At 63.9% G+C, this 25,059-nt stretch carries 25 protein-coding genes and 1 tRNA gene; 15 read left to right on the top strand and 11 right to left on the bottom strand.

Features of this window, described 5'->3' with window-relative positions:
• The 6 genes from F6X39_RS19145 to lpxC all read left to right on the top strand — a co-directional run bounded on the left by F6X39_RS19145 (position 1) and on the right by lpxC (position 6,270).
• Complete coding sequence (locus tag F6X39_RS19145; protein WP_090801962.1) at positions 1 to 942, top strand: D-alanine--D-alanine ligase; 942 nt, start codon at positions 1 to 3, stop codon at positions 940 to 942.
• Positions 943 to 965: 23 nt separating this feature from the next.
• Positions 966 to 1,718 carry a cell division protein FtsQ/DivIB gene (locus F6X39_RS19140; protein ID WP_187610016.1) on the top strand — a complete coding sequence of 251 codons (753 nt, stop codon included), beginning with the start codon at positions 966 to 968 and terminating at the stop codon, positions 1,716 to 1,718.
• 27 nt (positions 1,719 to 1,745) lie between these two features.
• Positions 1,746 to 2,978 (top strand): cell division protein FtsA, encoded by a 1,233-nt coding sequence (ftsA, locus tag F6X39_RS19135; protein ID WP_008921172.1) that lies wholly within the window; start codon positions 1,746 to 1,748, stop codon positions 2,976 to 2,978.
• Between the two features lie 116 nt (positions 2,979 to 3,094).
• Complete coding sequence (gene ftsZ, locus F6X39_RS19130) at positions 3,095 to 4,297, top strand: cell division protein FtsZ (protein WP_184006597.1); 1,203 nt, start codon at positions 3,095 to 3,097, stop codon at positions 4,295 to 4,297.
• 265 nt (positions 4,298 to 4,562) lie between these two features.
• Complete coding sequence (locus F6X39_RS19125; protein WP_184051040.1) at positions 4,563 to 5,066, top strand: peroxiredoxin; 504 nt, start codon at positions 4,563 to 4,565, stop codon at positions 5,064 to 5,066.
• 286 nt (positions 5,067 to 5,352) lie between these two features.
• The gene (lpxC, locus tag F6X39_RS19120; protein ID WP_090801955.1) at positions 5,353 to 6,270 is read left to right on the top strand and encodes a UDP-3-O-acyl-N-acetylglucosamine deacetylase; all 918 of its coding nucleotides are present in this window, start codon (positions 5,353 to 5,355) and stop codon (positions 6,268 to 6,270) included.
• A gap of 63 nt (positions 6,271 to 6,333) precedes the next feature.
• Here lpxC and F6X39_RS19115 read toward each other — a convergent pair whose 3' ends face one another.
• Positions 6,334 to 6,816 (bottom strand): DciA family protein, encoded by a 483-nt coding sequence (locus tag F6X39_RS19115; RefSeq protein ID WP_090801953.1) that lies wholly within the window; start codon positions 6,814 to 6,816, stop codon positions 6,334 to 6,336.
• 285 nt (positions 6,817 to 7,101) lie between these two features.
• Here F6X39_RS19115 and secA point away from each other — a divergent pair, with 285 nt between their 5' ends.
• The 4 genes from secA (at position 7,102) to F6X39_RS19095 (ending at position 12,675) form a co-directional block, all read left to right on the top strand.
• On the top strand, positions 7,102 to 9,918 hold the full coding sequence (gene secA / locus F6X39_RS19110; RefSeq protein WP_187617723.1) for a preprotein translocase subunit SecA: 2,817 nt from the start codon (positions 7,102 to 7,104) through the stop codon (positions 9,916 to 9,918).
• A gap of 153 nt (positions 9,919 to 10,071) precedes the next feature.
• A complete protein-coding gene (gene argJ, locus F6X39_RS19105) occupies positions 10,072 to 11,313 on the top strand; it encodes a bifunctional glutamate N-acetyltransferase/amino-acid acetyltransferase ArgJ (RefSeq protein ID WP_187617722.1) in 1,242 nt (413 codons plus the stop codon).
• A gap of 37 nt (positions 11,314 to 11,350) precedes the next feature.
• The gene (locus F6X39_RS19100) at positions 11,351 to 12,220 is read left to right on the top strand and encodes an ATP-binding protein (RefSeq protein ID WP_090801949.1); all 870 of its coding nucleotides are present in this window, start codon (positions 11,351 to 11,353) and stop codon (positions 12,218 to 12,220) included.
• Positions 12,217 to 12,675, top strand: a complete 459-nt coding sequence (locus tag F6X39_RS19095; protein ID WP_187617721.1) for an NUDIX domain-containing protein — start codon at positions 12,217 to 12,219, stop codon at positions 12,673 to 12,675. Before F6X39_RS19100 ends, F6X39_RS19095 begins: the two co-directional genes overlap by 4 nt.
• Positions 12,676 to 12,762: 87 nt before the next feature.
• Here F6X39_RS19095 and yacG read toward each other — a convergent pair whose 3' ends face one another.
• The 7 genes from yacG to F6X39_RS19060 form a co-directional block, all read right to left on the bottom strand.
• A complete protein-coding gene (gene yacG / locus F6X39_RS19090) occupies positions 12,763 to 12,966 on the bottom strand; it encodes a DNA gyrase inhibitor YacG (RefSeq protein WP_187617720.1) in 204 nt (67 codons plus the stop codon).
• Positions 12,967 to 13,090: 124 nt separating this feature from the next.
• Complete coding sequence (zapD, locus tag F6X39_RS19085; RefSeq protein WP_008921182.1) at positions 13,091 to 13,846, bottom strand: cell division protein ZapD; 756 nt, start codon at positions 13,844 to 13,846, stop codon at positions 13,091 to 13,093.
• A gap of 188 nt (positions 13,847 to 14,034) precedes the next feature.
• Entirely contained in the window at positions 14,035 to 14,649 is a 615-nt protein-coding gene (coaE, locus tag F6X39_RS19080) for a dephospho-CoA kinase (protein ID WP_187617719.1), read from the bottom strand.
• 3 nt (positions 14,650 to 14,652) lie between these two features.
• Positions 14,653 to 15,594, bottom strand: coding sequence for a prepilin peptidase (locus F6X39_RS19075; protein WP_187617718.1), 942 nt, complete (start codon positions 15,592 to 15,594; stop codon positions 14,653 to 14,655).
• A 27-nt stretch (positions 15,595 to 15,621) separates the two neighbouring features.
• Positions 15,622 to 16,860, bottom strand: a complete 1,239-nt coding sequence (locus F6X39_RS19070) for a type II secretion system F family protein (protein ID WP_187617717.1) — start codon at positions 16,858 to 16,860, stop codon at positions 15,622 to 15,624.
• Positions 16,857 to 18,113: a GspE/PulE family protein gene (locus F6X39_RS19065; protein WP_187617716.1), complete on the bottom strand. Its 1,257-nt coding sequence runs from the start codon at positions 18,111 to 18,113 to the stop codon at positions 16,857 to 16,859. The genes F6X39_RS19070 and F6X39_RS19065 overlap by 4 nt, the downstream gene beginning before the upstream one ends.
• Positions 18,114 to 18,260: 147 nt before the next feature.
• Positions 18,261 to 19,472: an HlyC/CorC family transporter gene (locus F6X39_RS19060; protein ID WP_410450208.1), complete on the bottom strand. Its 1,212-nt coding sequence runs from the start codon at positions 19,470 to 19,472 to the stop codon at positions 18,261 to 18,263.
• Between the two features lie 182 nt (positions 19,473 to 19,654).
• On the opposite strand from F6X39_RS19060, the gene F6X39_RS36875 reads away from it, so the two are divergent.
• The gene (locus F6X39_RS36875) at positions 19,655 to 19,786 is read left to right on the top strand and encodes a hypothetical protein (RefSeq protein WP_262414743.1); all 132 of its coding nucleotides are present in this window, start codon (positions 19,655 to 19,657) and stop codon (positions 19,784 to 19,786) included.
• Between the two features lie 16 nt (positions 19,787 to 19,802).
• Here F6X39_RS36875 and F6X39_RS19055 read toward each other — a convergent pair.
• Positions 19,803 to 19,879: transfer RNA gene (locus F6X39_RS19055), tRNA-Pro, on the bottom strand.
• Between the two features lie 49 nt (positions 19,880 to 19,928).
• The gene (locus tag F6X39_RS19050) at positions 19,929 to 20,921 is read right to left on the bottom strand and encodes a polyprenyl synthetase family protein (protein WP_026229109.1); all 993 of its coding nucleotides are present in this window, start codon (positions 20,919 to 20,921) and stop codon (positions 19,929 to 19,931) included.
• Between the two features lie 285 nt (positions 20,922 to 21,206).
• Between F6X39_RS19050 and rplU the strand changes: the two genes are divergently transcribed.
• From rplU to proB, 4 genes are all read left to right on the top strand, one after another.
• The gene (rplU, locus tag F6X39_RS19045; RefSeq protein ID WP_007180329.1) at positions 21,207 to 21,518 is read left to right on the top strand and encodes a 50S ribosomal protein L21; all 312 of its coding nucleotides are present in this window, start codon (positions 21,207 to 21,209) and stop codon (positions 21,516 to 21,518) included.
• A 25-nt stretch (positions 21,519 to 21,543) separates the two neighbouring features.
• Complete coding sequence (gene rpmA / locus F6X39_RS19040) at positions 21,544 to 21,804, top strand: 50S ribosomal protein L27 (protein ID WP_008923994.1); 261 nt, start codon at positions 21,544 to 21,546, stop codon at positions 21,802 to 21,804.
• Between the two features lie 237 nt (positions 21,805 to 22,041).
• A complete protein-coding gene (gene cgtA / locus F6X39_RS19035) occupies positions 22,042 to 23,163 on the top strand; it encodes an Obg family GTPase CgtA (protein WP_184051016.1) in 1,122 nt (373 codons plus the stop codon).
• A gap of 69 nt (positions 23,164 to 23,232) precedes the next feature.
• Positions 23,233 to 24,351, top strand: a complete 1,119-nt coding sequence (gene proB, locus F6X39_RS19030; protein WP_184022882.1) for a glutamate 5-kinase — start codon at positions 23,233 to 23,235, stop codon at positions 24,349 to 24,351.
• Between the two features lie 133 nt (positions 24,352 to 24,484).
• On the opposite strand, the gene F6X39_RS19025 is transcribed toward proB, so the two are convergent.
• Positions 24,485 to 25,042 carry a CNP1-like family protein gene (locus tag F6X39_RS19025; protein WP_184058542.1) on the bottom strand — a complete coding sequence of 186 codons (558 nt, stop codon included), beginning with the start codon at positions 25,040 to 25,042 and terminating at the stop codon, positions 24,485 to 24,487.
• Positions 25,043 to 25,059 lie beyond the last annotated feature (17 nt).

Below are 25,059 nucleotides of genomic sequence, written 5' to 3'. Positions count from 1 at the left end.
ATGAGCAGTATCGACCCTAAACAATTCGGCAAGGTGGCAGTGCTGCTCGGCGGTAATTCCGCCGAGCGCGAGGTGTCGCTCAATTCCGGGCGCCTGGTGTTGCAAGGCCTGCGTGACGCGGGCGTCGACGCGCATCCGTTCGATCCGGCCGAGCGTCCGCTGTCCGCGTTGAAGGATGAAGGCTTCGTGCGCGCGTTCAACGCGCTGCATGGCGGCTACGGCGAGAACGGCCAGATCCAGGGCGCGCTGGATTTCTATGGCATCCGTTACACCGGTAGCGGCGTGCTCGGCTCGGCGCTCGGTCTCGACAAGTTCCGCACCAAGCTCGTATGGCAGCAGCTCGGCATTCCGACTCCGCCGTTCGAAGCGGTGCTGCGCGGTGACGACTACGAAGCGCGCGCCAAGGAGATCGTCGCGAAGCTCGGTCTGCCGCTGTTCGTGAAGCCGGCGAGCGAAGGTTCGAGTGTCGCCGTGATCAAGGTGAAGAGCGCGGACGCGCTGCCGGCCGCGTTGATCGAAGCCGTGAAGCACGACCGTATCGTCGTGGTCGAGAAGAGCATCGAAGGCGGCGGCGAATACACCGCGTGCATCGCCGGCAATCTGGACCTGCCGGTGATCCGCATCGTGCCGGCCGGCGAGTTCTACGACTACCACGCGAAGTACGTCGCCAACGACACGCAGTATCTGATTCCGTGCGGTCTCGGCGCCGAAGAGGAAGCGCGCCTGAAGGTGCTCGCGCGCCGCGCGTTCGATGTGCTCGGCTGCACCGACTGGGGCCGCGCGGACTTCATGCTCGACGGCGAAGGCAAGCCGTACTTCCTCGAAGTGAACACGGCGCCCGGCATGACCGATCACTCGCTGCCGCCGAAAGCGGCGCGCGCGGTCGGCATCAGCTATCAGGAACTGGTGGTCGGCGTGTTGGCGCTGACGCTGCAGGATTAACCAAGGCAACCGCAAGCGACACCATGTGGAACAACGTTCGCCAGCTCAATCTCGCCACCAACGCGTTGCACGCGTTGCTGGTGCTCGTGCTGCTGGCGGCGGGCGCTTACTGGCTGATCCAGCGCCCGAATTTCGCGCTGCGCGAGATCCAGATCGACGGCGATACCGAGCACATCAATTCGCCGACGGTACGCGCCGGCGTGGTGGGGCGACTGAAGGGCAACTACTTCACGGTCGATCTCGACGCCGCACGGCAGGCGTTCGAGCAGATGCCGTGGGTGCGTCACGCGAGCGTACGGCGCGTGTGGCCGAATGCACTGGCTGTCACGCTCGAGGAGTACAAGCCGCTTGGGACGTGGGGCAGCGATCAGCTGGTGAGCGTCGACGGCGAGCTGTTCACCGCGAACCAGGGCGAGCTCGACGGAGACCTGCCGGCGTTCGACGGCCCGGACGGTACGGCGAAGGAAGTCGTCGCGCGTTATCACGACTTCCAGAAGTGGTTCGCGGCGATCCACGAGACGCCCGAGGAAGTGACGCTGTCGCCGCGCTACGCGTGGACGGTGAAGCTGTCGAACGGCACGCAGGTGGAGTTGGGCCGCGAACGCAATCAGGACACGCTGGCCGATCGCAGCAAGCGCCTGACCGCGGCATGGAGCGCGGTGACGCAACGTTGGGGAAAGGATATCGAGAATGCGGACTTGCGCTATCCGAACGGTTTCGCGATTCGTGCCACTGGCATGCGCTTCATCAGCGAACCCGACAAGGGCAAGAAGTAAACGGACATCACACGCACTGAGCACGCTATGAGTAAAGACTATAAAGATCTGCTGGTCGCCCTCGACATCGGAACGTCGAAGGTAGTGGCCATCGTCGCCGAGTTGAAGGGCGAGGGTCACTACGAGGTGATCGGTCTCGGCCAGAGCGAATCGAAGGGGCTCAAGAAGGGCGTGGTGGTGAATATCGAAGCCACCGTGCAGTCGATTCAGCGCGCGCTCGAGGAAGCCGAGCTGATGGCCGACTGCAAGATCACGAACGTGTTCACCGGGATCGCCGGCAGCCATATCCGCAGCTTCAATTCGAGCGGCATGGTCGCGATCAAGGAGAAGGAAGTCACGCAGGCCGACGTCGCGCGCGTAATCGAAACCGCCAAGGCGATCAACATTCCGACCGACCAGCAGGTGCTGCATATCCTCACGCAGGAATTCATCATCGACGGTCAGGAAGACGTGCGCGAGCCGATCGGCATGAGCGGCATCCGCCTCGAAGTGAAGGTGCATATCGTGACCGGTGCCGTGAGCGCGGCGCAGAACATCGTCAAGTGCGTGCGTCGCTGCGGCCTCGAAGTGAACGACCTGATTCTGCAGCCGCTCGCGTCGTCGCTCGCGGTGCTGACGGAAGACGAAAAGGAACTGGGCGTGGTGCTGGTCGACATCGGCGGCGGCACGACGGACATCGCGATCTTCAGCGAAGGCGCGATTCGCCACACGGCCGTGATTCCGATCGCCGGCGACCAGATCACGAGCGACATCGCGATGGCGCTGCGAACGCCGACGCCGGATGCCGAGGACATCAAGGTCGACTACGGCATCGCCAAGCAGGCGCTCGCCGATCCGGACGAGATGATCGAAGTGCCGGGTCTCGGCGAGCGCGGTCCGCGCACGCTGTCGCGCCAGGCGTTGGCGGCCGTGATCGAGCCGCGCGTCGAAGAACTGTTTTCGCTCGTGCAGCAAGTGGTGCGCGAGTCGGGTTATGAGGAACTGCTGAGCTCGGGCGTCGTGCTGACGGGCGGCGCGTCGATGATGATCGGCATGGTCGAGCTCGGTGAGGACATTTTCCTGAAACCGGTGCGCATCGGCGTGCCGGAGTATGCGGGCGGTCTCGCCGACGTCGTGCGCAATCCGCGCTATTCGACGGCGATGGGTCTGCTCGTCGAAGGACGCTCGCAGCGTATGCGCGGGCGCAAGGTTGCGGTGCAGTCGGGGTCGATGGGACAGGTGTTCTCGCGCATGAAGGACTGGTTCCTCGGCAACTTCTGACTACGGGTTTCGAGAAATTCGCGCTGGTGCCGGCGGCCGGCGCGCGACAGGGGGTTGCCCGATCTCCTGCCGGATAACGCCGAGTGGCGGTAACTTTTTATCTTGACGGAGGCAACATGGAATTCCAGATGCTGGAAACCGAAACGAGCGGCACGATCATCAAGGTCGTCGGAGTCGGTGGCGCTGGCGGCAATGCCGTTCAGCACATGATCAACAAAGGCGTGCAAGGCGTCGACTTCATCGTGATGAACACGGACGCGCAGGCGCTGTCGCGTTCGCGTGCCACCGCGGTGATCCAGCTCGGCAACACGGGTCTGGGCGCGGGCGCCAAGCCGGAAATGGGCCGCGCCGCCGCTGAAGAAGCACGCGAGCGTATCGCCGACGCACTGCGCGGCGCGCACATGGTGTTCATCACCGCCGGCATGGGTGGCGGTACCGGTACGGGCGCGGCACCGGTCGTCGCGCAGATCGCGAAGGAAATGGGTATTTTGACCGTTGGCGTCGTCAGCAAGCCGTTCGAATTCGAAGGCGGCAAGCGTATGCGCGTGGCGGAAGCCGGTTCGCAGCAACTGGAGGATCACGTCGACTCGCTGATCGTCGTGCTGAACGACAAGCTGTTCGAGGTGATGGGCGACGACGCCGAGATGGACAAGTGCTTCCAGTGCGCTGACGACGTTCTGAACAACGCGGTCGCGGGCATTGCGGAAATCATCAACGTCGACGGTCTCGTCAACGTCGACTTCGAAGACGTGAAGACCGTGATGGGCGAGCAGGGCAAGGCGATGATGGGCACGGCGACGGTTGCCGGCGTCGATCGCGCGCGTCTTGCGGCCGAACAGGCCGTCGCGAGCCCGCTGCTGGAAGGCGTCGATCTGTCGGGCGCGCGTGGCGTGCTGGTCAACATCACGTCGAGCCGCTCGCTGCGTCTGTCGGAAACGCGCGAAGTGATGAACACGATCAAGAGCTATGCCGCGGAAGATGCCACGGTGATATTCGGCGCCGTGTACGACGACGCGATGGGCGACGCGCTGCGCGTGACGGTCGTCGCGACGGGCCTCGGCCGAGCGGCGAAGAAGCAGCAATCTGCACCGATGACGCTGCTGCGCACCGGCACCGACAACCAGCCGATCGGCGCCATGGCGCATGCGGCGTACGCACCGGCGGCAGGCCACGCCAGCACGGCCGACTACGGCGCGCTCGATACGCCGGCAGTGTGGCGCACCTCGCGCGACACGGCGGCCTCGCACGTGCAGGCGCTGCAGGAAAAGGGCGTCGATACGTACGACATTCCGGCATTCCTGCGCAAGCAGGCGGACTGAGCGCACGGGCAGGCTTCGTTGCCGCGTTGCGAGTAAGGTCGCAGATGCAGCGCTGGCGGACGAACGCACGAGCGTGGCGGGTGAACGGCAAGCAGGTCGCTTATCGTCTGATTCGCGGCAGGGGCAACTGCCCTCTGCGGATTCGCGAAGCGGACGAAGTGGCTGCCGCCGAACGGCGTTGGCTTATAGTTGAATGGGCCGAACCGAAATTCACTGCGACACGAGGACGTGCGAGCGTGCTTCGCATCGATGCAAAGGACTGAGCATGATCAAGGAAGGTGAAAAGCTGCCCGACGCGACGCTCTTCGAGTACGTCGAAGACGACCGGGCGGGCTGCACGATCGGACCGAACAGTTTCGACGTGCACGAGCAGACGGCGGGCAAGCGCGTGGTGATCTTCGGATTGCCCGGCGCGTTCACGCCGACCTGTTCGGCCAAACATGTACCGGGCTATGTCGAACATGCCGAGCAGTTGCGCGCTGCCGGCATCGACGAAATCTGGTGCGTGTCCGTCAACGACGCGTTCGTCATGGGCGCGTGGGGACGCGATCAGCACACCTCGGGCAAGGTGCGCATGATGGCGGACGGTAGTGCGGCTTTCACACGGGCGCTTGGTCTGGAGCAGGATCTGTCGGCGCGCGGCATGGGGATCCGTTCCCTGCGCTACGCGATGGTGATCGACGACGGCGTGGTCAAGACGCTGAACGTCGAGGCTTCCGGCAAATTCGAAGTCAGCGATGCAGCGAGTATTCTCGCCACGTTGAGCTAGTTGCTGACGTCGCACCTTCGTCGCGACCCTGCGCTTATGCCGCGTGGCGTTACGGCAACGGTGATTACGACGCTTTTGTGACAGGCCGTTACGCGGGCCGATGACCGGAAACGCCTCCATTCCGGGGCATCGGCCCGTCACGCTTTCCGTCGCGGAGCCCAGTGGGTAATGCAGCGAAACAGATTGTCACGTTCCCCGCAAAGACGCTGGTCTGGGGATTGGAGTATAATTCGCGCTATGGAATAAAAAATCCTGATTAGGATTTTCAATCGAACAGAATGCCACCATGTTGAAGCAGCGCACAATTAAATCGATCGTCAAGACTGTCGGCATCGGGCTGCACTCCGGCCGTAAAGTCAATCTGACGCTCCGCCCGGCGGCGCCGGGCACTGGCATCGTGTTTTCGCGCGTGGATTTGCCCACGCCGGTGGACATTCCTGCGTCCGCGCTGGCGATTGGCGATACGCGTCTGGCTTCCGTGTTGCAGAAAGACGGCGCGCGCGTGTCGACCATCGAGCATCTGATGTCCGCCTGCGCCGGTCTTGGCATCGACAATCTTTACGTCGACGTCACCGCCGAGGAAATCCCGATCATGGACGGCAGCGCGGGTTCGTTCGTGTTCCTGATCCAGTCGGCGGGTATCGAAGAGCAGAACGCGCCGAAGAAATTCATCAAGGTCACGAAGCCGGTTGAAATCCGTGACGGCGACAAGTTCGCGCGCCTCGATCCGTACTTCGGTTTCAAGCTCAAATTCACGATCGACTTCCGTCACCCGGCCGTGGACAAAACCGGTCAGGCGTTGGAAGTGGATTTCGCCAACACGTCGTACGTGCGCGAAATCGCGCGTGCCCGCACGTTCGGCTTCGCGCATGAAGTGGAAATGATGCGTGAGCTCGGCCTCGCGCGCGGCGGCAGCATGGACAACGCGATCGTGCTCGACGAGTATCGCATCCTGAACAACGACGGCTTGCGTTACGACGACGAGTTCGTCAAGCACAAAATGCTCGACGCCATCGGCGACCTGTACGTGGTCGGCCACCCGCTGCTCGCGTCGTACACTGCGTACAAGTCGGGCCACGGTCTGAACAACGCGTTGCTGCGTGAGCTGCTCGCGCACGAAGACTCGTACGAAATCGTCACTTTCGACGACACGCAGAAGGCCCCGCGCGGCTTCGCGTACGAGACGCAGACTGCGTTCGCATAAAGCCAGCGTAACAGGCAAGCAAATGAAAAACGGCCCCTCGGGGCCGTTTTTTTCGTCGAGCGTTCAGCGATTGCGCCGATGCCGCGCGGCCATGCGCGCCAGCGCCTCCTGCAACGGCGAAGGCTCGAGCGATTCGCTCAACGCCTGCAGCGCGGCGGCGCCGGCCGGCGTCATGCGCGCCTGTTTTACGGGCGGCGGTTCTTTCAGCGGCTGCGGCCGCACGCGAATCTTCAGCGCCTGCACGGGCCAGCCGCGCTGCTGCAAATCCGCCAGCAGCCGCGGCTCCAGATGCCGCAGACGCGCCGCGAGCGCGTTGTGCGCGGCGAACAGGGCCAGCACGCCCTCCTTGATGAAGCCAGGCTCGACGCTCGTCGCCAGATAATCGGGCAGCAGCTCGCGCAGATCCTTCTCGAGCGCGGCGATCTGCTCGACGCCTGCGCGCAGCGCAGCGAACGCGTCCGTGCGGCCGAGTACCTCGGCAAGCGGTTGCGGACGGCGCCGATCGAACTGCTTCGGCGGCCTTGAAAAGGACGAAAAACGGCTCATGTTTGGGATTGACGACGTGAGCTCGCCCCATGCGCGCTCACGCCGCGATTGTACCGCGCGGGCAGCTTGCGAAGTCGGTCCGCGCCGCGCCGGAGGTTGCCGGGCGGGGCTGGCGGAGGCCGGCGCCGTCACGCCTGCGACACGAGCGCGGCCGGAGGCGCGTGCTAAAATGCCCGATTCGAATTCACTCTTGGACTAAGCCGCCGAGGACTTTCCGACCCAGGCGCGGTATACGCATAGTGCATACCGCGAGCCAGCCGAAGCCGCGACGCAGACACCGATCCGATGACCACCGGTTTTCTACAGAAGATTTTTGGCAGCCGTAATCAGCGGCTAGTCAAGCAATATCAAAAGACCGTCGCGGCGATCAATGCGCTCGAGTCGCAGATCGAGCAATTGACGGATGACCAACTGCGCGCCAAAACGGGTGAATTCCGCCAGCGCGTCGCGAGCGGCGAATCGCTCGACAAGATCCTGCCGGAAGCGTTCGCGGTCTGCCGCGAGGCCAGCAAGCGGGTGCTGAAGATGCGCCACTTCGACGTGCAGCTGATCGGCGGTATGGCGCTGCACTACGGCAAGATCAGCGAAATGCGCACCGGCGAGGGCAAGACGCTCGTCGCGACGCTGCCGGTCTACCTGAACGCGCTGTCGGGCCGCGGCGTCCACGTGGTCACGGTCAACGACTACCTCGCGCAGCGCGACGCCGAATGGATGGCGCGTCTCTACAACTTCCTCGGTCTGTCGGTCGGTATCAACCTGTCGCAGATGGAGCACACGGCGAAGCAGCAAGCCTACGCCGCCGACATCACCTACGGCACCAACAACGAATTCGGCTTCGACTACCTGCGCGACAACATGGTCTACGAGACCGACGCGCGCGTGCAGCGTAGCCTGAACTTCGCGGTCGTCGACGAGGTGGACTCGATCCTGATCGACGAAGCGCGTACGCCGCTGATCATCTCCGGCCAGGCCGAAGATCACACCGAACTCTACGTGCGCATGAACGCGCTGCCGCCGCTGCTCGAGCGCCAGATCGGCGAAGAGAAGGCGGACGGCACCGGCGTCGAGAAGCCGGGCGACTACACGCTGGACGAAAAAGGCCGTCAGGTCTTCCTGACCGAGTCGGGCCACGAAAAGGCCGAGCGCCTGCTCTCCGAGTGGGGCCTGATCGGCGACGGCGAAAGCCTGTACGCGCCGCAGAACATCACGCTGATGCACCACGTGTACGCGGCGTTGCGCGCGCACACGCTGTTCTTCAAGGATCAGCACTACGTCGTGCAGAACGGCGAAGTGATCATCGTCGACGAATTCACCGGCCGTCTGATGGCCGGCCGCCGTTGGTCTGACGGTCTGCACCAGGCGGTCGAGGCGAAGGAACACGTGAAGATCCAGAGCGAGAACCAGACGCTCGCATCGATCACGTTCCAGAACTACTTCCGCATGTACGCGAAGCTGGCCGGCATGACCGGCACGGCCGACACCGAAGCGTACGAATTCAACGAGATCTACGGTCTCGAAACGGTCGTGATCCCGACCAACCGTCCGCCGAAGCGGATCGACAGGCAGGATCAGATTTACAAGACCGCGAAGGAACGCTACGACGCGGTGATCCGCGACATTCGCGAGTGCTTCGAACGAGGTCAGCCGGTGCTGGTTGGCACGACGTCGATCGAGAACTCGGAGCTGCTGTCGCATCTGCTGAAGCAGGTCAGCTTGCCGCACGAAGTGCTGAACGCGAAGCAGCACGCGCGCGAAGCGGAAATCGTCGCCGAAGCGGGCCGTCCGCAGCGCGTCACGATCGCGACCAACATGGCCGGCCGTGGTACGGACATCGTGCTCGGCGGCAACGCGGAGAAGCAGGCGTCGTTCATCGAGCAGGACGAAACGCTCGCCGCCGACGAAAAGCAGCGCCGCATCCAGAAGCTGCACGACGAATGGCAGACGCTGCACGATCAGGTGAAGGCCGCGGGTGGTCTGCACATCATCGGCACCGAACGTCACGAGTCGCGCCGGATCGACAACCAGCTGCGCGGCCGTGCGGGCCGTCAGGGCGACCCGGGTTCGTCGCGCTTCTATCTGTCGCTGGAAGATCCGCTGCTGCGCATTTTCGCGGGCGACCGCGTGCGCGCGATCATGGACCGTCTGAAGATGCCGGAAGGCGAGGCGATCGAAGCGGGCATCGTGTCGCGCTCGATTGAATCGGCGCAACGCAAGGTCGAGGCGCGCAACTTCGATATTCGTAAGCAATTGCTCGAATACGACGACGTATCGAACGACCAGCGCAAGGTGATCTACCAGCAGCGCAACGAACTGCTCGAAGCGAACGACATCACCGAGACCATCAGCGCGATGCGTCACGGCGTGGTCGGCGACATCGTGCATCAGTTCGTGCCGGTGGGCAGCATCGAAGAGCAGTGGGACGTGCCCGAGCTCGAGGAAGTGCTGCGCAACGAATGGCAGCTCGACCTCGCGATTCAGGAAATGATCAACGAGTCGAACTCGATCAGCGCGGAAGAGATTCTCGAAGCGGTCGAGGCCGCCGCGGACGAAGGGTATGAGGCGAAGGTCCAGCTGGTCGGCCGCGAATCGTTCAGCGCGTTCGAGCGCTCGATCATGCTGCAGACGCTCGACCGCGCGTGGCGCGAGCATCTGGCCGCGCTCGATCATCTGCGTCAGGGCATCCATCTGCGCGGCTATGCGCAGAAGAACCCGAAGCAGGAATACAAGCGCGAGGCGTTCGAACTGTTCGCCGCGATGCTCGACGCCGTGAAGCTCGAAGTCACGCGCATCGTGATGAACGTGCAGATCCAGTCGCCGGAGCAGCTCGAAGCGGCCGCGGAGCAGATGGAAGAGCAGGGCGGTCGTCTGGAGCACGTCGAGTTCCGTCATGCCGAGTTCGCGGAAGCCGGTGCCGCCGCGCCGGTCGCGGCCGAAGCGGCCACCGCCGCGATGATCGGCGACGCGATGAGCCACGGCCACGGCGCAGCGCCGCAGGCGGCCGTGCACATGAATGCCGACAACGTGCCGAAGGTCGGCCGCAACGACCCGTGCCCGTGCGGCAGCGGCAAGAAGTACAAGCAGTGCCACGGCAAGATCGCCTGATGGCGATGCGGCGCGCTTCCGGGCGCGCCGTGTCGTTTTTAAGCGCCGTTTGGCCGTTTTGATTTCGCGGGTGACCCGGCAACACACCCGGGTCATCAGTTCCGTTTCCCCGATGCCGGCGTCCGCCGGCATTTTCTTCGACAGGTCGCGACCATGGCTGTCAACTTTCCCTCGATCGATCCCGCTCAACTCCACCCCGTCGCCGGCGTCACGCTAGGCTGGGCGGAAGCGAATATCCGCAAACCGAACCGCAAGGACGTGCTCGTCATTTCCGTCGACGAAGGCGCGACGGTAGGCGGCGTGTTCACGCAGAACCGCTTCTGCGCGGCGCCCGTCACGGTCTGCCGCGAGAACCTGCAGCGCGTGCGCGCGGGCGGCAAGCCGATTCGCGCGCTGGTGATCAACACCGGCAACGCGAACGCGGGCACCGGTGAGCCGGGCCTCGCCGCGACGCGCGAAACCTGCGCGGAACTCGCGCGTCTCGCCGACATCGTGCCCGAGCAGGTGCTGCCGTTCTCGACGGGCGTGATTCTCGAACCGCTGCCGGTCGATCGTCTGAAGGCGGGCTTGCCGGCCGCGCTCGCGAACCGCAAGGAAGCGAACTGGTACGACGCGGCGCAGTCGATCATGACGACCGACACGCTGCCGAAGGCGAGCTCGCGTCAGGTCACGATCGGCGGTCATACCGTCACGCTGACCGGCATCAGCAAGGGCGCCGGCATGATCAAGCCGAACATGGCGACCATGCTCGGCTTCCTCGCGTTCGACGCAGCCGTCGCGCAGCCGGTCCTCGACGAGCTCGTGAAGCACGTCGCGGATCGCTCGTTCAACTGCATCACGATCGATGGCGATACGTCGACCAACGATTCGTTCATCCTGATCGCGTCGGGCAAATCGAGCCTGCCCGCGATCACGTCCACCGATTCGCCCGCTTATGCAGCGCTGCGCGACGCGGTGACCGAGGTCGCGCAGAGCCTCGCGCAACTGATCGTGCGCGACGGCGAGGGCGCGACCAAATTCATGACCGTGCATGTCGAAGGCGGCTCGAGCGTCGGCGAATGCCGCCAGATCGCCTACGCGATCGGCCACTCGCCGCTCGTCAAGACGGCCTTCTATGCATCGGACCCGAACCTCGGCCGTATTCTCGCGGCCATCGGCTATGCCGGCGTTGACGATCTCGACGTCGGCAAGATCGATCTGTATCTGGACGACGTGCTGGTCGCGACTGCCGGCGGACGCAACCCGGCCTACCGCGAAGAAGACGGCCAGCGCGTGATGAAAAAAAGCGAGATCGGCATTCGCGTCGTGCTCGGCCGCGGTAATGCGCAAGCCACGATCTGGACCTGCGATCTGTCGCACGACTACGTGAGCATCAACGCCGACTACCGCTCGTAATCAGCTTCAAAGCGCGGCCACGGGCCGCCTACTCACCATGGACAAACTCGAACAGTTTCTGAACCGGGCCGAAGCCGTGCTCGGCCGCCTGGAAGCGATGCTTCCGCCCGCCGCGCCGGACATCGACTGGTCGGCCGCGGTCGCTTTTCGCTGGCGCAAGCGCCAGGGTCGCGGCTACTTGCAGCCGGTGCATGCCATTTCGCCGATCACGCTCGACGACCTGCAGAACATCGATCGCCAGAAGGGGTTGATCGAACAGAACACGCGCCAGTTCGTGCGCGGTCAGCCGGCCAACAACGTGCTGCTGACGGGCGCGCGCGGTACCGGCAAGTCGTCGCTGATCAAGGCGTGCCTGAACGCGTATGCGAAAGACGGCCTGCGCCTGATCGAAGTGGACAAGGACGATCTGCACGACCTCGGCGACATCGTCGATCTGATCGCGAAGCGGCCGGAGCGCTTCGTCGTGTTCTGCGACGACCTGTCGTTCGAAGAAGGCGAGTCGGGCTACAAGGCGCTGAAGGTCGCGCTCGACGGCTCGGTGGCCGCGCAGTCCGACAACGTACTGATCTATGCGACGTCGAACCGCCGCCATCTGCTGCCCGAGTACATGAGCGACAACGAGACGTACAAGCACACTTCGGACGGCGAGATTCATCCGGGTGAACTGGTCGAAGAGAAGATTTCGCTGTCCGAGCGTTTCGGGCTGTGGGTCAGCTTCTATCCGTTCAAGCAGGACGACTACCTGACGATCATCGCGCACTGGCTGCGCCATTTCGGTTGCGACGACGCCGAGATCGAATCGGCGCGCGGCGATGCGCTCGTGTGGGCGCTCGAACGTGGCTCGCGCTCGGGACGGGTCGCATGGCAGTTCGCGCGCGACTGGTCCGGCCGTAAGACGCCGGCATGAGCGACGCTAACAAAAGCGCCGGCAATAGTGCCGGCAATAGCGTCGGCGCCAACGGCGCGGGCCGTCCGGTCACCGAAGTCGCGGTCGGCGTGCTGGTGCAGCCGGATGGGCGCTATCTGCTCGCGCAGCGTCCGACGGGCAAGCCGTACGAGGGCTACTGGGAGTTTCCGGGCGGCAAGCTCGAAGCGGGCGAATCGGTCGAGGCCGCGCTCGCGCGCGAGCTGCACGAGGAGCTGGGAATCGAGGTCGAGGCGAGCCATCTGTGGCATACGCTCGAACACGATTATCCGCACGCCTACGTGCGCCTCTTCTTCTGCAAGGTGACGCAGTGGTCGGGCGAGCCGCACGGGCGTGAAGGCCAGGCCTTCGTCTGGCAGAGCTTGCCTGCGGATGTCTCGCCGTTGCTGCCGGCCACGATCCCGGTGCTGGAGTGGCTCGCGGCCGAGAAGAAGTGATCGATTGAAGGCAGTGACTGAAAAGGCCACGCGGTAACGGACGCTGTATCGGCAGCGTCGGTTCGCGTGGCTTTTTTACTGGCTCGCTCAGTGCGGGTTGTAGTCGCCGCGCGGCGTTTCCTCTTCGGACGAAAATCCTTCCTGTTCGTTGCCGCCAATCCTGTATTTTTCGGCGGCCCATGCGCCCAGATCGATCTGCTTGCAGCGCTCGGAGCAGAAAGGACGGAAACGGCTTTCGGGGGTCCAGCGGACATCTTTACCGCAGGTAGGACATTTGACGACGGTAGGCATACGGTCGGACGGTCAATCGCAAAACGGAACAAGTAACGAATATAGGGCTATTTCGCGCCGGTTCAAAGGCGCGGTCGGTCCAATCCGGTGTGCGCTGCTCAATGCGGCGGTGATTGACAGGCGATTACAGGCTGCAGAGCGTGAGTTGGAACGGCACGTCGACGTCGACCGCGCGCGGCCGCAGATCGCCGTCCTGCACCGTAAAGCGCACCCACAGCATGTACTTGTTGGCGCTCGCTTCGGGAATCACGCGCAATTCGGGAGCGACGCGAACCTGCATCAATTGATACGAGCGGCCCGACAGCATTTGCTGATAGCTGCCTTGCATCGCCATCACCTTCGACGCCTGGCCTGACTCACGCGCGAGCCGCAGCACGATGGTGGCCGCGTCGCGCAGCGGCAAAAGCGGTGTCACCCACTTGGCGATGTCCTGGCGACGCTGATCGGGATGCAACTGTTGCCACGCGTAATACGAGGGCAGGTCGAATTTGCAGGTACCACCGGGGATGATTGCGCGGCTGCGAATGCTCGCGAGCCACTCGTTGTCTGCAAGATGCTGGCCGGTCTTGCCTTGCATCTGCGTGAGCCCCGCAAGCGTCTGCTCGATTTCGCCGAGCACCGCTTCGAGCGCGTTCTGCTCGATGCCCGGATTGCCGCGAAATGGCGCGAGCGTTTGCCGCTGCCGCTCGAGCTCTTTCATCAGATCCGATTTCAGATCCGCGCGGCCCGCCACTTCGGAGATTTCGAACAGCGTTGTCAGTGCGACGTGATGTTCCCGCGCGTCTTCCTGAGTCAGAAAGAACGTGAAGCGCTCGAACAGATCTTCGAGCCGCAACAGCGTCCGGATTCGCTCATTGAAGGGGTACTCGTAAAGGATCAAGCGGGCTCGCCTCGGGCGTGGTCGGTGACAGGAATGCAAAACATTCTAATGCCGTGGGACTACCCAGGCAATCACGCACTTTTTCTGCGCGCTTTCGCAACTTTTTTGTGAGTTCCCGGTGTTATGAGCGCTTCGGCTCCCGCGTGCGCGCAAAGTTCAATGTGCCGGTGACGACGCGTCTGCGCGCGCTACAACTCGGCATCGCCCTTCGCCAGCGACAGATAGGCTTGATGGTGAGCGTCCACCTGCGCCTCGAGTTCTTCGAGCGGCGCATTGTCATTGACGATCACGTCGTCGGCGGCGGCGAGCCGCGCTTCGCGCGTGGCCTGGCGCGCAATGATTGCGAGCACCTGCTCACGGCTGAAGCCGTTGCGGCTCATCACGCGCGCGATCTGCGTGTCGACGCTGCAATCGACGGTGAGCACGCGATTCACGCGGTTCTTCCAGGTCCCGGACTCGACCAGCAACGGCACCACGACGATCACATACGGTCCTTCCGCTTCGCGCTCTTCGCGCTCGGTTTCCGCGCGAATCAGCGGATGCGTGATGCCTTCGAGACGTTTGCGCGCGGTCTCGTCGCTGAACACGAGCGTGCGCATGCGCGCGCGATCGAGGGAGCCGTCGGCGGCGACGAATTGCGCGCCGAATTCGGCGGCGATGTGCGGCATTGCGAGGCCATGCGGCGCGGTGATGCGATGCGCGATCAGGTCCGTGTCGACGAGCGGCACGCCGCGCGCGGCGAACAGATTGGCCACCGTCGATTTGCCGCTGCCGATGCCGCCAGTGAGTCCCACAACGAACATGGTTCAGCCCCCCAGAGCCAGATAAAGCGGCGTGCCGGCAAACAGCGTCAACACACCGCCCGCCGCGAGAAACGGCCCGAACGGCAGCGGCTCCTCGAAGCGCATTCGGCCGCGCCACGTCGCCGCGAGGCCGATCACGGCACCGGCCACCGCGGCGACCAGCACGATCTGCGGCAGCGCGGGCCAGCCGAGCCACGCGCCGAGCGCGGCGAGCAGCTTGAAGTCGCCATAGCCCATGCCTTCGATACCACGCACGAGCTTGAACACCCAATGCACGGCCCACAACGCCAGATATCCGAAGATAGCGCCGAGCACCGCATCATGCAGATTCGTGAACATGCCGTTGAAGTTGACGATCAGGCCGGCCCACAACAGCGGCAGCGTCAAGGAGTCGGGCAGCAAATGCGTGTCGACGTCGATCGCGCTCATCGCGAGCAACGTCGCGCACAGGCCGAACGCGGCGAGTGCCATCAGCGTCGGGCCGAACGCTATCAGTGCGCCTGCCGCGAAAGCGGCGCTCGCGATTTCGAGCAGCGGATAGCGTGCGCTGATATGCGTGCCGCACGCGGAACAACGGCCGCGTAACAGCAGGTAGCTCAGCACCGGCAAGTTTTCCCACGCGCTCAGCACATGGCCGCAATGCGGGCACGCGCTGCGCGGCACCCACAGGTTGTAGCGCGCGGGCAGTCCGTGGTCGGGCGGCGGCACGTCGGTGGTCTCGCTGATTTCGGCGCGCCATGCACGCTCGAGCATGATCGGCAATCGATGCACGACCACGTTCAGGAAGCTGCCAATCACGAGGCCAAGCACGATCGCGAATGCGATCTGCACGCCGGTGGGCAGGCTCGCGAGCGCGAGGCCGATATCGCTGGCAAAGCGGCCCGGCAGTAAGCCCGCGAGCAGGCTGGAGGAAGTTTGTGACACGAGCGGAAGAGGAGCCTGCATGGTGACGAAGTGGATTCGGCTGCGATGCTACACCACGTTGCCGAGTTGAATAATGGGAAGATACATCGCGATGACGAGCCCGCCGACCAGTGTGCCGAGCACGACGATCACGAGCGGTTCACACAGGCTCGATAGCGTGCCGATCCTGTCGTCGACCTGGCGATCCGCAAGCGACGCGACATCGAGCAGCATGCTGTCGAGCGCGCCGGATTCCTCCGCGACTGCAACGGGCTGCACGACTTCGGGAGGAAAGCAGCGGGCCGCGAGCATAGCCGCGGCGAGCCGTTCGCCGCGCCGCAATCTGATGGCGATGCTTGCCGTCGCGCGATCGAAGAAGGCATTGCCGGTCGCCTGAGTGAGCGAATCGAATGCGTCGGCGAGCGGCGTGCCGGCGGACAGCAAGGTGCCAAGCGCGCGACTCCAGCGCGCCGCGCACAGCGTGCGCAGCAGCGGGCCGGCCACCGGCAGGTCGAGCGACAGGCGCGCGAAGCGGATGCGCGCGCCTACCGAACGACGCAGCACGAGCGTGATGGCCGAGCTCATTGCGAGCATCAGTATGAACAGCGGCACACTCCAGCGCGCGGCGGCCGCCGAGAGCGCCAGCACGAACTGCGTCGGCGCGGGCAGCTTCGCGCCGAAGCCATCGAAGATCTGCTTGAACGTCGGCACGACCCACACCAGCAATGCGGCAGTTATCGCGAGCGCGAGCAGCAGGATCGCGGCTGGATAGGTGAGAGCCGCGCGCACCTTGGCGCGCTGCGCGGCGGCGCGTTCGCGATCGTCGGCGAGGCGGGCGAGCACGGTGACGAGCGCGCCCGCCGCTTCGCCCACCTCGACGAGCTGGCAATACAGCGCATTGAACTGCGCCGGGTGCCGCTGCAAGGCCGCCGAAAACCGCAGGCCGGCGGTGATGTCGCGCGCGATAGTGCCGACGATGCGCGGCATGCCTTGCCGCTGACCCGACGTCGGCGTCTGCGCGAGTAGTTCGAGCGCGGGCGCGAGCGGCAAACCGGCACGCAGCAGACTGGACAGTTGTCGCGTGAACAGCGTGACAGCGGCCGCGCTCGTCTTCGGGCGTGGCGCCGGCCCTTGCGTTGCGAGTTCGACGATAAAGAGGTTGTCGCGTTTGAGCATCGTGCGTGCGGCGCTCGCGTCGGGCGCGATCAGCGTGCCGCTTTGGCGCGTGCCGTCCGCGTCGACGCCGCGCCATCTGAAGCGCAGGTCGGCTGAGACGGACCGGGTTGGTGACAGCGCGGCGGTACTCATGCGACCTCCGTGGCGGCGAGCGCTTCGGCGAGACTCGTGGTGCCGTCGCGCACGCGCGCAAGCGCCGCGTCACGTAACGTCGCGACCTGTTCCATCTGCGCGAGGCGGGCCAGCTCGTGCGCGCCCACGCTCGCGACGATCTGCTCACGCATCGCGTCGGAAACGGGCATCACCTGATGAATGCCGACGCGCCCCCGATAGCCGATGCCATGACAAACCGCGCAGCCGGTCGCCGCATACGGTTGCCAGCCGTCGAGCGCATGTTCGCCAAAGCCTGCGGCGTGGAGTGCCGCCGGCGAATGCGGCGCGGGCGCGCGGCATGCGACGCACAGTCGCCGCACCAGCCGCTGCGCGGTCACCATGCGCAGCGCGGCGGCAAGGTTGTACGGCTCGACACCGATGTCGATGAGCCGCGCGATGGCCGCGGGCGCGTCGTTCGTATGCAGCGTGGACAGCACGAGGTGACCGGTTTGGGCGGCCTTCACTGCAACGTCGGCGGTTTCGTTGTCGCGGATTTCGCCGACCATGATCACGTCCGGGTCCTGACGCAGAAACGCCCGCAGCGCGACCGCGAAAGTCAGTCCGGCTTTTTCGCGCACGCTGACCTGGTTGATGCCGGCCAGCTGGATCTCGGCTGGGTCTTCCACCGAGCAGAGGTTGCGTGCCTCGCCGTTCAGCAGGTTCAGGAAGCAGTACAGCGATAGTGTCTTGCCGCTGCCCGTCGGTCCGGTGACGAGCATCAGACCGTGCGGCGCGCGGATCGCGGCGTCGACGGCTTCGCGCTGCCGCGGATCGAGGCCGAGCGAATCGAGCGAAAGATCGGCGGGCAACGCGTCGAGCCGTCGTAGCACGAGCTTTTCGCCGAACAGTGTCGGCAGCGAATTGACGCGGTAATCCTCGAGCCGCCCTGGCGACGTCGCGAGGCGTAGCCGGCCGTCCTGCGGCACGCGTCGCTCGGCGATGTCCATGCGCGCGAGCACTTTCACACGCGTGACGAACGCGTCGCGCAGATGGGCGGGCGGCCGCGGGATTTCATGCAGCACGCCGTCGATACGCAGGCGCACACGCCAGCCATGCTCGGCCGGCTCGATGTGGATATCCGACGCATTGCGCCGCGTCGCTTCGTGCAACGTGTCGGTCAACAGACGCACGGCTGGGGCGTTGTCGGGATCGTTCAGACTCGTCGCGCTGGATTCGCCGTCGACAGCGAGTGGGCGCGGCAATGCCGCGGCGGTGGCAAAAGGTGTTTGCATGAGAGACCGGTGATGAGCCGCCTTTAGAACATGACGGCTTCATCTTCCGGTTGCGGGCGTCCGAATGCCATTCGGCCATTCGGCTAATGGCGCGTTTCGCGAGCCTGTGCGATGCTGACCGTAAATCAGCGTGCGGCGGCGCGAAGTTCAGCCTGACCTTGCTTTACCGGCCTTCGTGCGCGACGGCGGTTTGAAAAGCTTGACGGTGCGGATCGCCTGATCGTCGCTGCGCATCACTTCGAGCTTGGTGTCTCCGATGTGCACGCAGACGTCGCCGTCGGGGATGTCTTCGAGGATTTCGAGAATCAGGCCGTTCAGCGTTTTGGGGCCATCGGTGGGTAGCCCGAGTTGCAGCCAGCGGTTCAGCTCGCGCAACGGCATGCTTCCCGAGACGATGCATTCGCCCGCCTCGTTCCAGCCGCCGCGTGAGCTGGCGCTGCGCGGAATCGACGTGGTGAATTCGCCGATCAGTTCCTCGATGATGTCTTCCGGTGTGACGAGGCCTTGCAGTTCGCCGTATTCGTTGACGACGAGCGCGATGCGTTGCCGGCTCTCCTGAAAGTATTGCAACTGCTGGAACACCGGCGTGCCGCTTGGCACGAAGTACGGCTCGGCGAGCAGCTCGCGCAAGGTATCGCGCTCGAGCTCTTGGTTGTGCAGCGCTGAGAGCGTCTTGCGCACGTGCAGCACACCGAGCACGCGGTCGATGTCGCCCTGGTAGACGATCAGCTTGTTGTGATAGCAGGTCTCCAGTTGATGCAGGATCTGTTCGAACGGGGCATCGAAGTCGAGGGCCTCGATACGGCGACGCGGGATCATCACGTCATCGACGGAGATGTTTTCGAGGTCGAACAGGTTCAGCAGGATGCTGCGGTGCTTGGTGGGCATGAAGCTTCCCGACTCGAGCACGATAGTGCGCAGTTCTTCGGTGGACAGCCGCTGGTCGCGCGCGCCCTTCGTATTGATGTGCAGCACGCGCAGGATGCCGGTCGCGAACAGGTTGACAAACCAGATCAGTGGTCTCGCGACGCGCATCAACGGCGCGATCAGCAGGCTCGCGGGCAGCGCGATTTTCTCGGGAAACGTCGCGCCGACGATCTTCGGTGCGATCTCCGCGAACACGATAATGAGAAACGCGACGATACCGGTCGCGATCGACAGCACGAGGCTATTGCGGCCGAACGTATGCAGCGCGAGCGATGTCGTCAGTACCGGAATGATCGTGTTGAACAGGTTGTTGCCGATGAGGATCACGCTGAGCAGTTGATCGGTTTTTGCGAGCAGGCCCTGAGTCGTCTTTGCGCCGAGCGTGTTCTTGCTGGCGAGATGTTTGAGGCGATGACGATTGAGCGCCATCATCGCTGTCTCGGAAATGGAAAAGAAGGCGGAGCAGACAAGCAGCAGAAGGACGGCGCCGATCTGCGCCCATAAGGGAAGTTGTTCCACGCGTCGTGAAAAAGAAGGGAAAGGATGGAGAGAATATAGCAGAGGGGGCCGCGCGCTCCGGTGTGGACGACGGCTGACGCTGCTAGGACGACAACGTGGCAACGTACGCGCTGCGCCTGGCGAGTCGGAGGAAAGAAAGCGGCGAAGGGCAGCACGAGAGCAACGAAAAAAGCACCGCGCAAAACAAAAAAACCGCCCAGCAACGCTGCGGCGGTTTTGAACCTTGAGCTAACAAGGAGAATCTGGTCGGGGTGAGAGGATTCGAACCTCCGGCCTCTACGTCCCGAACGTAGCGCTCTACCAGGCTAAGCTACACCCCGATTGGGTACTGCTGACTCGATTCAGACTAATTCGGTGTTTCAGTCTTGTTCAAGACTGTCTTGCCGTCGAGTAAGAGCATAATTCTAGCAGGCTCTCCTTGAAAATGGAATGGGGAAATGATGAAATTGCTGCCGCGGCCGCCTGCGCCTCCTGTTTCGCGCACTCGAGCGTGTGATCCAGCGCGCCCGAGCGCGTGATCGCGTCGAAAATCGTATCGAAACGGTCGGTGCCACCTTGCTCGATGGCTTCGCGCGCGAGCGCCGACTGCTCGGGCGTGCCGCGTTCGATCAGATAGATGAGCGGAAGCGTCGGTTTGCCTTCGCGCAGATCGTCGCCGGCGTTCTTGCCCATCGACTCGGCCGTCCCCGTGTAGTCGAGCCAGTCGTCCATGATCTGGAACGCGGTGCCGATGCGACGACCGTACTCGGCGGCGGCGGCTTCGGTTTTCGCGTCCGCGCCGGCCAGCACCGCGCCGAGCTGGGCGGCCGCCTCGAACAACTTTGCGGTCTTGTAGCGGATCACCTGCATGTAACGGGCTTCGTCGACATCGGCATCGTGCATGTTCAACAACTGCAGCACTTCGCCTTCAGAGATGATGTTGGTCGCCTCCGACAGAATTTCCATCACACGCATCTTGCCCACGCCGACCATCATCTGGAACGACCGTGAGTAAAGAAAGTCACCGACCAGCACGCTCGCCGCGTTGCCGAACAGCGCATTGGCGGTCTGGCGGCCGCGCCTCAGGTCGGACTCGTCGACCACGTCGTCATGCAGCAGCGTGGCCGTGTGGATGAATTCGACGACCGCTGCCAGCTCGTGCCGGTGCCCCGTCGTATCGCCCAGCGCGCCCGCCACCAGCAACAGCAGCGCGGGCCGAAGCCGCTTGCCGCCGGCGCTGATGATGTACTCGGAAATCTGATTGATCAGCATCACGTCCGACGCAAGACGTTGCCGGATGACGCGATTGACCTGCTGCATGTCTTCGGCGATCGGAGCAAGCAGGCTGGCGACGTTGGGGGAGGTGGTGGCAGTCGACGACATGATGGCTGAATTGGGTAGTGCCGCGAATTATAAGGCGATCGGGGCGCTTCCGGGTCGTCGGCTGCGGCGTGGATGCGGTCCGCATGGCGCGCGGGGCGCCTGCCAAGGCCGTCTGCGGGGCGCCGCGCGTTACAGGTTTGCCATCTGCGAGCGCCTGCGAGGGAGGGCGAAGCCGGACGGTAGACGGTTTGGTAAGCAGGTTTTGACCGAGCAGCTAACTCTATGTATAATCGAGAGTTTCCGCGCGCGGTGCGTGGGAAAAATGAATACAGAGTGAGGTTCTCAATGTACGCGGTCATAAAAACCGGTGGCAAGCAGTACAAGGTTGCCGTCGGCGAAAAACTTAAAGTAGAACAGATACCGGCAGACATTGACGCTGAAATCACGCTCGACCAGGTTCTCGCAGTGGGCGAAGGCGAATCGATTAAGTTCGGTACGCCGCTGGTCAGTGGGGCTTCCGTCAAGGCTACCGTCGTGTCGCAAGGTCGTCACGCCAAAGTGACGATCTTCAAGATGCGTCGCCGGAAGCACTACCAGAAGCATGGCGGCCACCGCCAGAACTATACCGAACTGCGCATCGACGCGATCAACGCGTAAGCGCACCGGTTAAGGAGCAAATCAAATGGCACACAAAAAGGCAGGCGGATCGTCCCGGAACGGCCGCGACTCCGAGTCGAAGCGCCTCGGAGTCAAGGTTTACGGCGGCCAGGCTATCAACGCTGGTGGCATCATCGTGCGTCAGCGCGGTACGCGCATGCACGCTGGCGAGAACGTCGGCATGGGCAAGGATCACACCCTGTTCGCGCTGAAGGACGGCCACGTCCAGTTCTCGACGAAGGGCGCGGCGAAGAAGCACACCGTTTCCGTCGTCCCGGCAGCCTGAGTTTAATCAGGCACGGGCTTCAGGACCGGAAAAAGGCCCCGCGAAGTTCGCGGGGCTTTTTTTATTGCGGCGCCTCTTTAGCTTGGCGCCGAAGCCGGGCAGTCGACCGCTCCTCATCGGCGGACTATGCCGTTCGGTCGATTGATCAACGCGCGGCGCGCGCGGCAAAATAGCAGCATCCAATCAGTATCAACCCCTGCATCGAATCGGGCAGTACACCACGGGACGGAGTAACACATGAAGTTCATTGACGAAGCGAGGATTGAAGTCATCGCCGGCGACGGAGGGGATGGCAGCGCGTCGATGCGCCGCGAGAAGTTCGTCCCGTTCGGCGGCCCCGATGGCGGTGACGGCGGCCGGGGCGGCAGCGTGATCGCGGTGGCTGACCGCAACATCAACACGCTGATCGATTACCGCTACGCGAAAAAACATCTGGCGCGCAACGGCGAAAACGGCCGCGGCTCGGATTGCTACGGCAAGGGCGGTGATGACATCACGCTGCGCATGCCGGTCGGCACCACCATCACGGACATGGAAACCGGCGAGCTGATCGCCGATCTGACCGAGCACAACCAGAGCGTGCAAATCGCGCAAGGGGGAGCCGGCGGCCTCGGCAACCTCCATTTCAAGTCCAGCACGAACCGCGCGCCGCGTCAGAAGACCGACGGCAAGCCGGGCGAGCGCCGCATGGTCCGCCTCGAACTGAAAGTGCTGGCCGACGTCGGTCTGCTCGGCATGCCGAATGCGGGCAAGTCGACGTTTATCTCGTCGGTGTCGAACGCGAAGCCGAAAATCGCCGATTACCCGTTCACCACGCTCGCACCGAACCTCGGCGTCGTGCGCGTCGGGCCGAGCCGCAGCTTCGTGATTGCCGACATTCCGGGGCTGATCGAAGGCGCGGCGGAAGGCGCCGGCCTAGGCCATCAATTCCTGCGTCACCTGCAGCGCACCGGGCTGCTGCTGCACATCGTCGACATCGCACCGTTCGATGAATCGATCGATCCAGTCGCGGAAGCGAAGGCGATCGTCAACGAACTGCGCAAGTACGACGAAGAGCTTTATCAGAAGCCGCGCTGGCTTGTGCTGAACAAGCTGGACATGGTGCCTGAGGACGATCGCGAAGCGCGCGTGGCGGCGTTCCTCGAAGGCTTCGGCTGGGACGGTCCGGTGTTCGAGATCTCGGCGCTGACTGGCCAGGGCTGTGAAAATCTTTGCTACGCCGTGTTCGACTACCTCGCCGAGCACTCCGACGCGCAACGCGCGGCCGAAGCCGAAGACCTGGCCTCCGACGTGCGTTTCCGCGACGGGACGCAAGTACCGGCCGCGACCCGCGAAGCCGGCACCGATCCGCAGGAATAACAACTCGAGCGCCGGCGCCAGCGGCGGGTGCCGGTATGCATCACGCGTCATCTTGGGAGACAGCGCACAATGCGTTCCGTCATCGCAGATTCACGGCGATTGGTCGTCAAAGTCGGTTCGAGTCTCGTCACGAACGACGGGCGCGGCCTCGATCATGCGGCGATCGGCCGCTGGGCCGCGCAAATTGCCGCACTGCGCGCGCAAGGCAAGGAAGTCGTGCTGGTCAGCTCGGGCGCGATCGCCGAAGGCATGCAGCGGCTCGGCTGGACGAAGCGGCCGCGTGAAATCGATGAGCTGCAGGCGGCCGCGGCGGTCGGTCAGATGGGTCTCGCGCAAGTGTACGAAAGCCGCTTCGCCGAACATTCCATCCAGACTGCGCAGATCCTGCTTACTCACGCTGACCTTGCTGACCGCGAGCGCTATCTGAACGCTCGCTCCACGCTGCTCACGCTGCTGGGGCTCGGAGTTGTACCGATCATCAACGAGAACGACACGGTCGTCACCGACGAAATCAAGTTCGGCGACAACGACACGCTCGGCGCGCTGGTTGCCAATCTGATCGAGGGCGACGCGCTGATCATTCTGACGGACCAGCAAGGCCTCTTCACCGCAGATCCGCGCAAGGACCCGACCGCGACACTCGTCCAGCAAGCCGACGCCGGCGCGCCCGAGCTCGAGGCGATGGCGGGCGGTGCGGGCTCGAGCCTCGGCCGCGGCGGCATGCTGACCAAGATTCTCGCTGCGAAGCGTGCGGCCCATAGCGGCGCCAATACGGTGATCGCGAGTGGGCGCGAGTCGGACGTGCTGGTGAGACTGGCGGCCGGCGAGGCGATCGGCACCCAACTGATCGCGCGCACCGCGCGCATGGCGGCGCGCAAGCAATGGATGGCCGATCACCTGCAGGTGCGCGGCCACGTTGTGATCGATGACGGCGCGGTCGAAAAACTGACCGCCGGCGGCAAGAGCTTGCTGCCGATCGGCATCGTCGGTGTGCAGGGTGCATTCGCGCGCGGCGAGGTGATCGCGTGTCTGAGCGCGTCAGGCCGCGAGGTCGCACGTGGTTTGACGAATTACAGCAGCGCGGAAACCAAACTGATCCAGCGGCGTCCGAGCGGCGAAATTGAGTCGGTGCTCGGCTATATGCTCGAGCCCGAACTGATTCATCGCGACAATCTCGTGGTGCTTTGATCTGCGCGGCGGCGCGCAGATCGCGCGTATGAAGAGCCAACAATTAAGCCGTTCCAGCGCAGGCTGGAACGGCTTTTTAATCGTCACGGATAAGCAACGGCGCCTGAGTCGGGCGCGCGCCGCGCAACCGGCCTCAATGAATCTGCGACGTCTGCGTGCGCTTGTAACGAATGTTCTCGACGATGTGCTGCGCGCTGCCGGTCGGAATCTTGTTTGCGCACATATAGTCCTGATACAACGCGGCCTGGTACGCATTCAGCGCGCCGTTTTCTATCCGCGAAAACGGGTTTGCGACCGTCGTGTCCCAGCCGTCGTGATCGGCGTTCAGGCCCGCATACTGACGCCATTCATACGTGTCGCAACGGATGCCCTCGTAATTGACGTTGCGCGCACCGCCCGGGCTCGTGACGACCACCGTGTAACGCACCACGCCGTCGTCGCCGACGCTGACGGACTTCGGGTCGATCGCAAATTGCAGCGGCGTATTGCCGGAGACTTCGAACGGCAGCAGGTTCGCGTCGGAGGGCAGCGGCGGCAACGTGTCGACCTTGTTTTCAACCCAGTTGCTCTTGCGATCCAGCAGATAGGTGAACTCGCTGTCGTCTTTGTTGGTCGGTTTGCCGGCGCTCGAACAGCCTGCCAGCAGGGCGCCGGTGGCGACGCACGCCACGGCGAATGCAAGTGCTTTCAATCTGATTCCCTCGAGAG

The sequence above is a fragment of the Paraburkholderia sp. UCT2 genome, assembly GCF_014397665.1.
GTDB classification, from domain to species: domain Bacteria; phylum Pseudomonadota; class Gammaproteobacteria; order Burkholderiales; family Burkholderiaceae; genus Paraburkholderia; species Paraburkholderia tuberum.
The sequence above is the reverse complement of the archived record's forward strand: the minus strand, read 5'-3'. Positions and strand labels throughout refer to the sequence as shown.

Bases quoted from the DNA above. Each gene is read 5' to 3' on its own strand.
- ftsZ (WP_184006597.1), top strand. From the start codon at position 3,095: ATGGAATTCCAGATGCTGGAAACCGAAACGAGCGGCACGATCATCAAG.
- rplU (WP_007180329.1), top strand. From the start codon at position 21,207: ATGTACGCGGTCATAAAAACCGGTGGCAAGCAGTACAAGGTTGCCGTC.
- F6X39_RS19125 (WP_184051040.1), top strand. From the start codon at position 4,563: ATGATCAAGGAAGGTGAAAAGCTGCCCGACGCGACGCTCTTCGAGTAC.
- F6X39_RS19070 (WP_187617717.1), bottom strand. From the start codon at position 16,860: ATGAGTACCGCCGCGCTGTCACCAACCCGGTCCGTCTCAGCCGACCTG.
- F6X39_RS19050 (WP_026229109.1), bottom strand. From the start codon at position 20,921: ATGTCGTCGACTGCCACCACCTCCCCCAACGTCGCCAGCCTGCTTGCT.
- F6X39_RS19115 (WP_090801953.1), bottom strand. From the start codon at position 6,816: ATGAGCCGTTTTTCGTCCTTTTCAAGGCCGCCGAAGCAGTTCGATCGG.
- argJ (WP_187617722.1), top strand. From the start codon at position 10,072: ATGGCTGTCAACTTTCCCTCGATCGATCCCGCTCAACTCCACCCCGTC.
- proB (WP_184022882.1), top strand. From the start codon at position 23,233: ATGCGTTCCGTCATCGCAGATTCACGGCGATTGGTCGTCAAAGTCGGT.
- F6X39_RS19075 (WP_187617718.1), bottom strand. From the start codon at position 15,594: ATGCAGGCTCCTCTTCCGCTCGTGTCACAAACTTCCTCCAGCCTGCTC.
- ftsA (WP_008921172.1), top strand. From the start codon at position 1,746: ATGAGTAAAGACTATAAAGATCTGCTGGTCGCCCTCGACATCGGAACG.
- F6X39_RS19060 (WP_410450208.1), bottom strand. From the start codon at position 19,472: ATGATGGCGCTCAATCGTCATCGCCTCAAACATCTCGCCAGCAAGAAC.
- F6X39_RS19140 (WP_187610016.1), top strand. From the start codon at position 966: ATGTGGAACAACGTTCGCCAGCTCAATCTCGCCACCAACGCGTTGCAC.
- secA (WP_187617723.1), top strand. From the start codon at position 7,102: ATGACCACCGGTTTTCTACAGAAGATTTTTGGCAGCCGTAATCAGCGG.
- lpxC (WP_090801955.1), top strand. From the start codon at position 5,353: ATGTTGAAGCAGCGCACAATTAAATCGATCGTCAAGACTGTCGGCATC.
- F6X39_RS19145 (WP_090801962.1), top strand. From the start codon at position 1: ATGAGCAGTATCGACCCTAAACAATTCGGCAAGGTGGCAGTGCTGCTC.
- coaE (WP_187617719.1), bottom strand. From the start codon at position 14,649: ATGTTCGTTGTGGGACTCACTGGCGGCATCGGCAGCGGCAAATCGACG.
- rpmA (WP_008923994.1), top strand. From the start codon at position 21,544: ATGGCACACAAAAAGGCAGGCGGATCGTCCCGGAACGGCCGCGACTCC.
- cgtA (WP_184051016.1), top strand. From the start codon at position 22,042: ATGAAGTTCATTGACGAAGCGAGGATTGAAGTCATCGCCGGCGACGGA.
- F6X39_RS19100 (WP_090801949.1), top strand. From the start codon at position 11,351: ATGGACAAACTCGAACAGTTTCTGAACCGGGCCGAAGCCGTGCTCGGC.
- yacG (WP_187617720.1), bottom strand. From the start codon at position 12,966: ATGCCTACCGTCGTCAAATGTCCTACCTGCGGTAAAGATGTCCGCTGG.
- F6X39_RS19065 (WP_187617716.1), bottom strand. From the start codon at position 18,113: ATGCAAACACCTTTTGCCACCGCCGCGGCATTGCCGCGCCCACTCGCT.
- F6X39_RS19095 (WP_187617721.1), top strand. From the start codon at position 12,217: ATGAGCGACGCTAACAAAAGCGCCGGCAATAGTGCCGGCAATAGCGTC.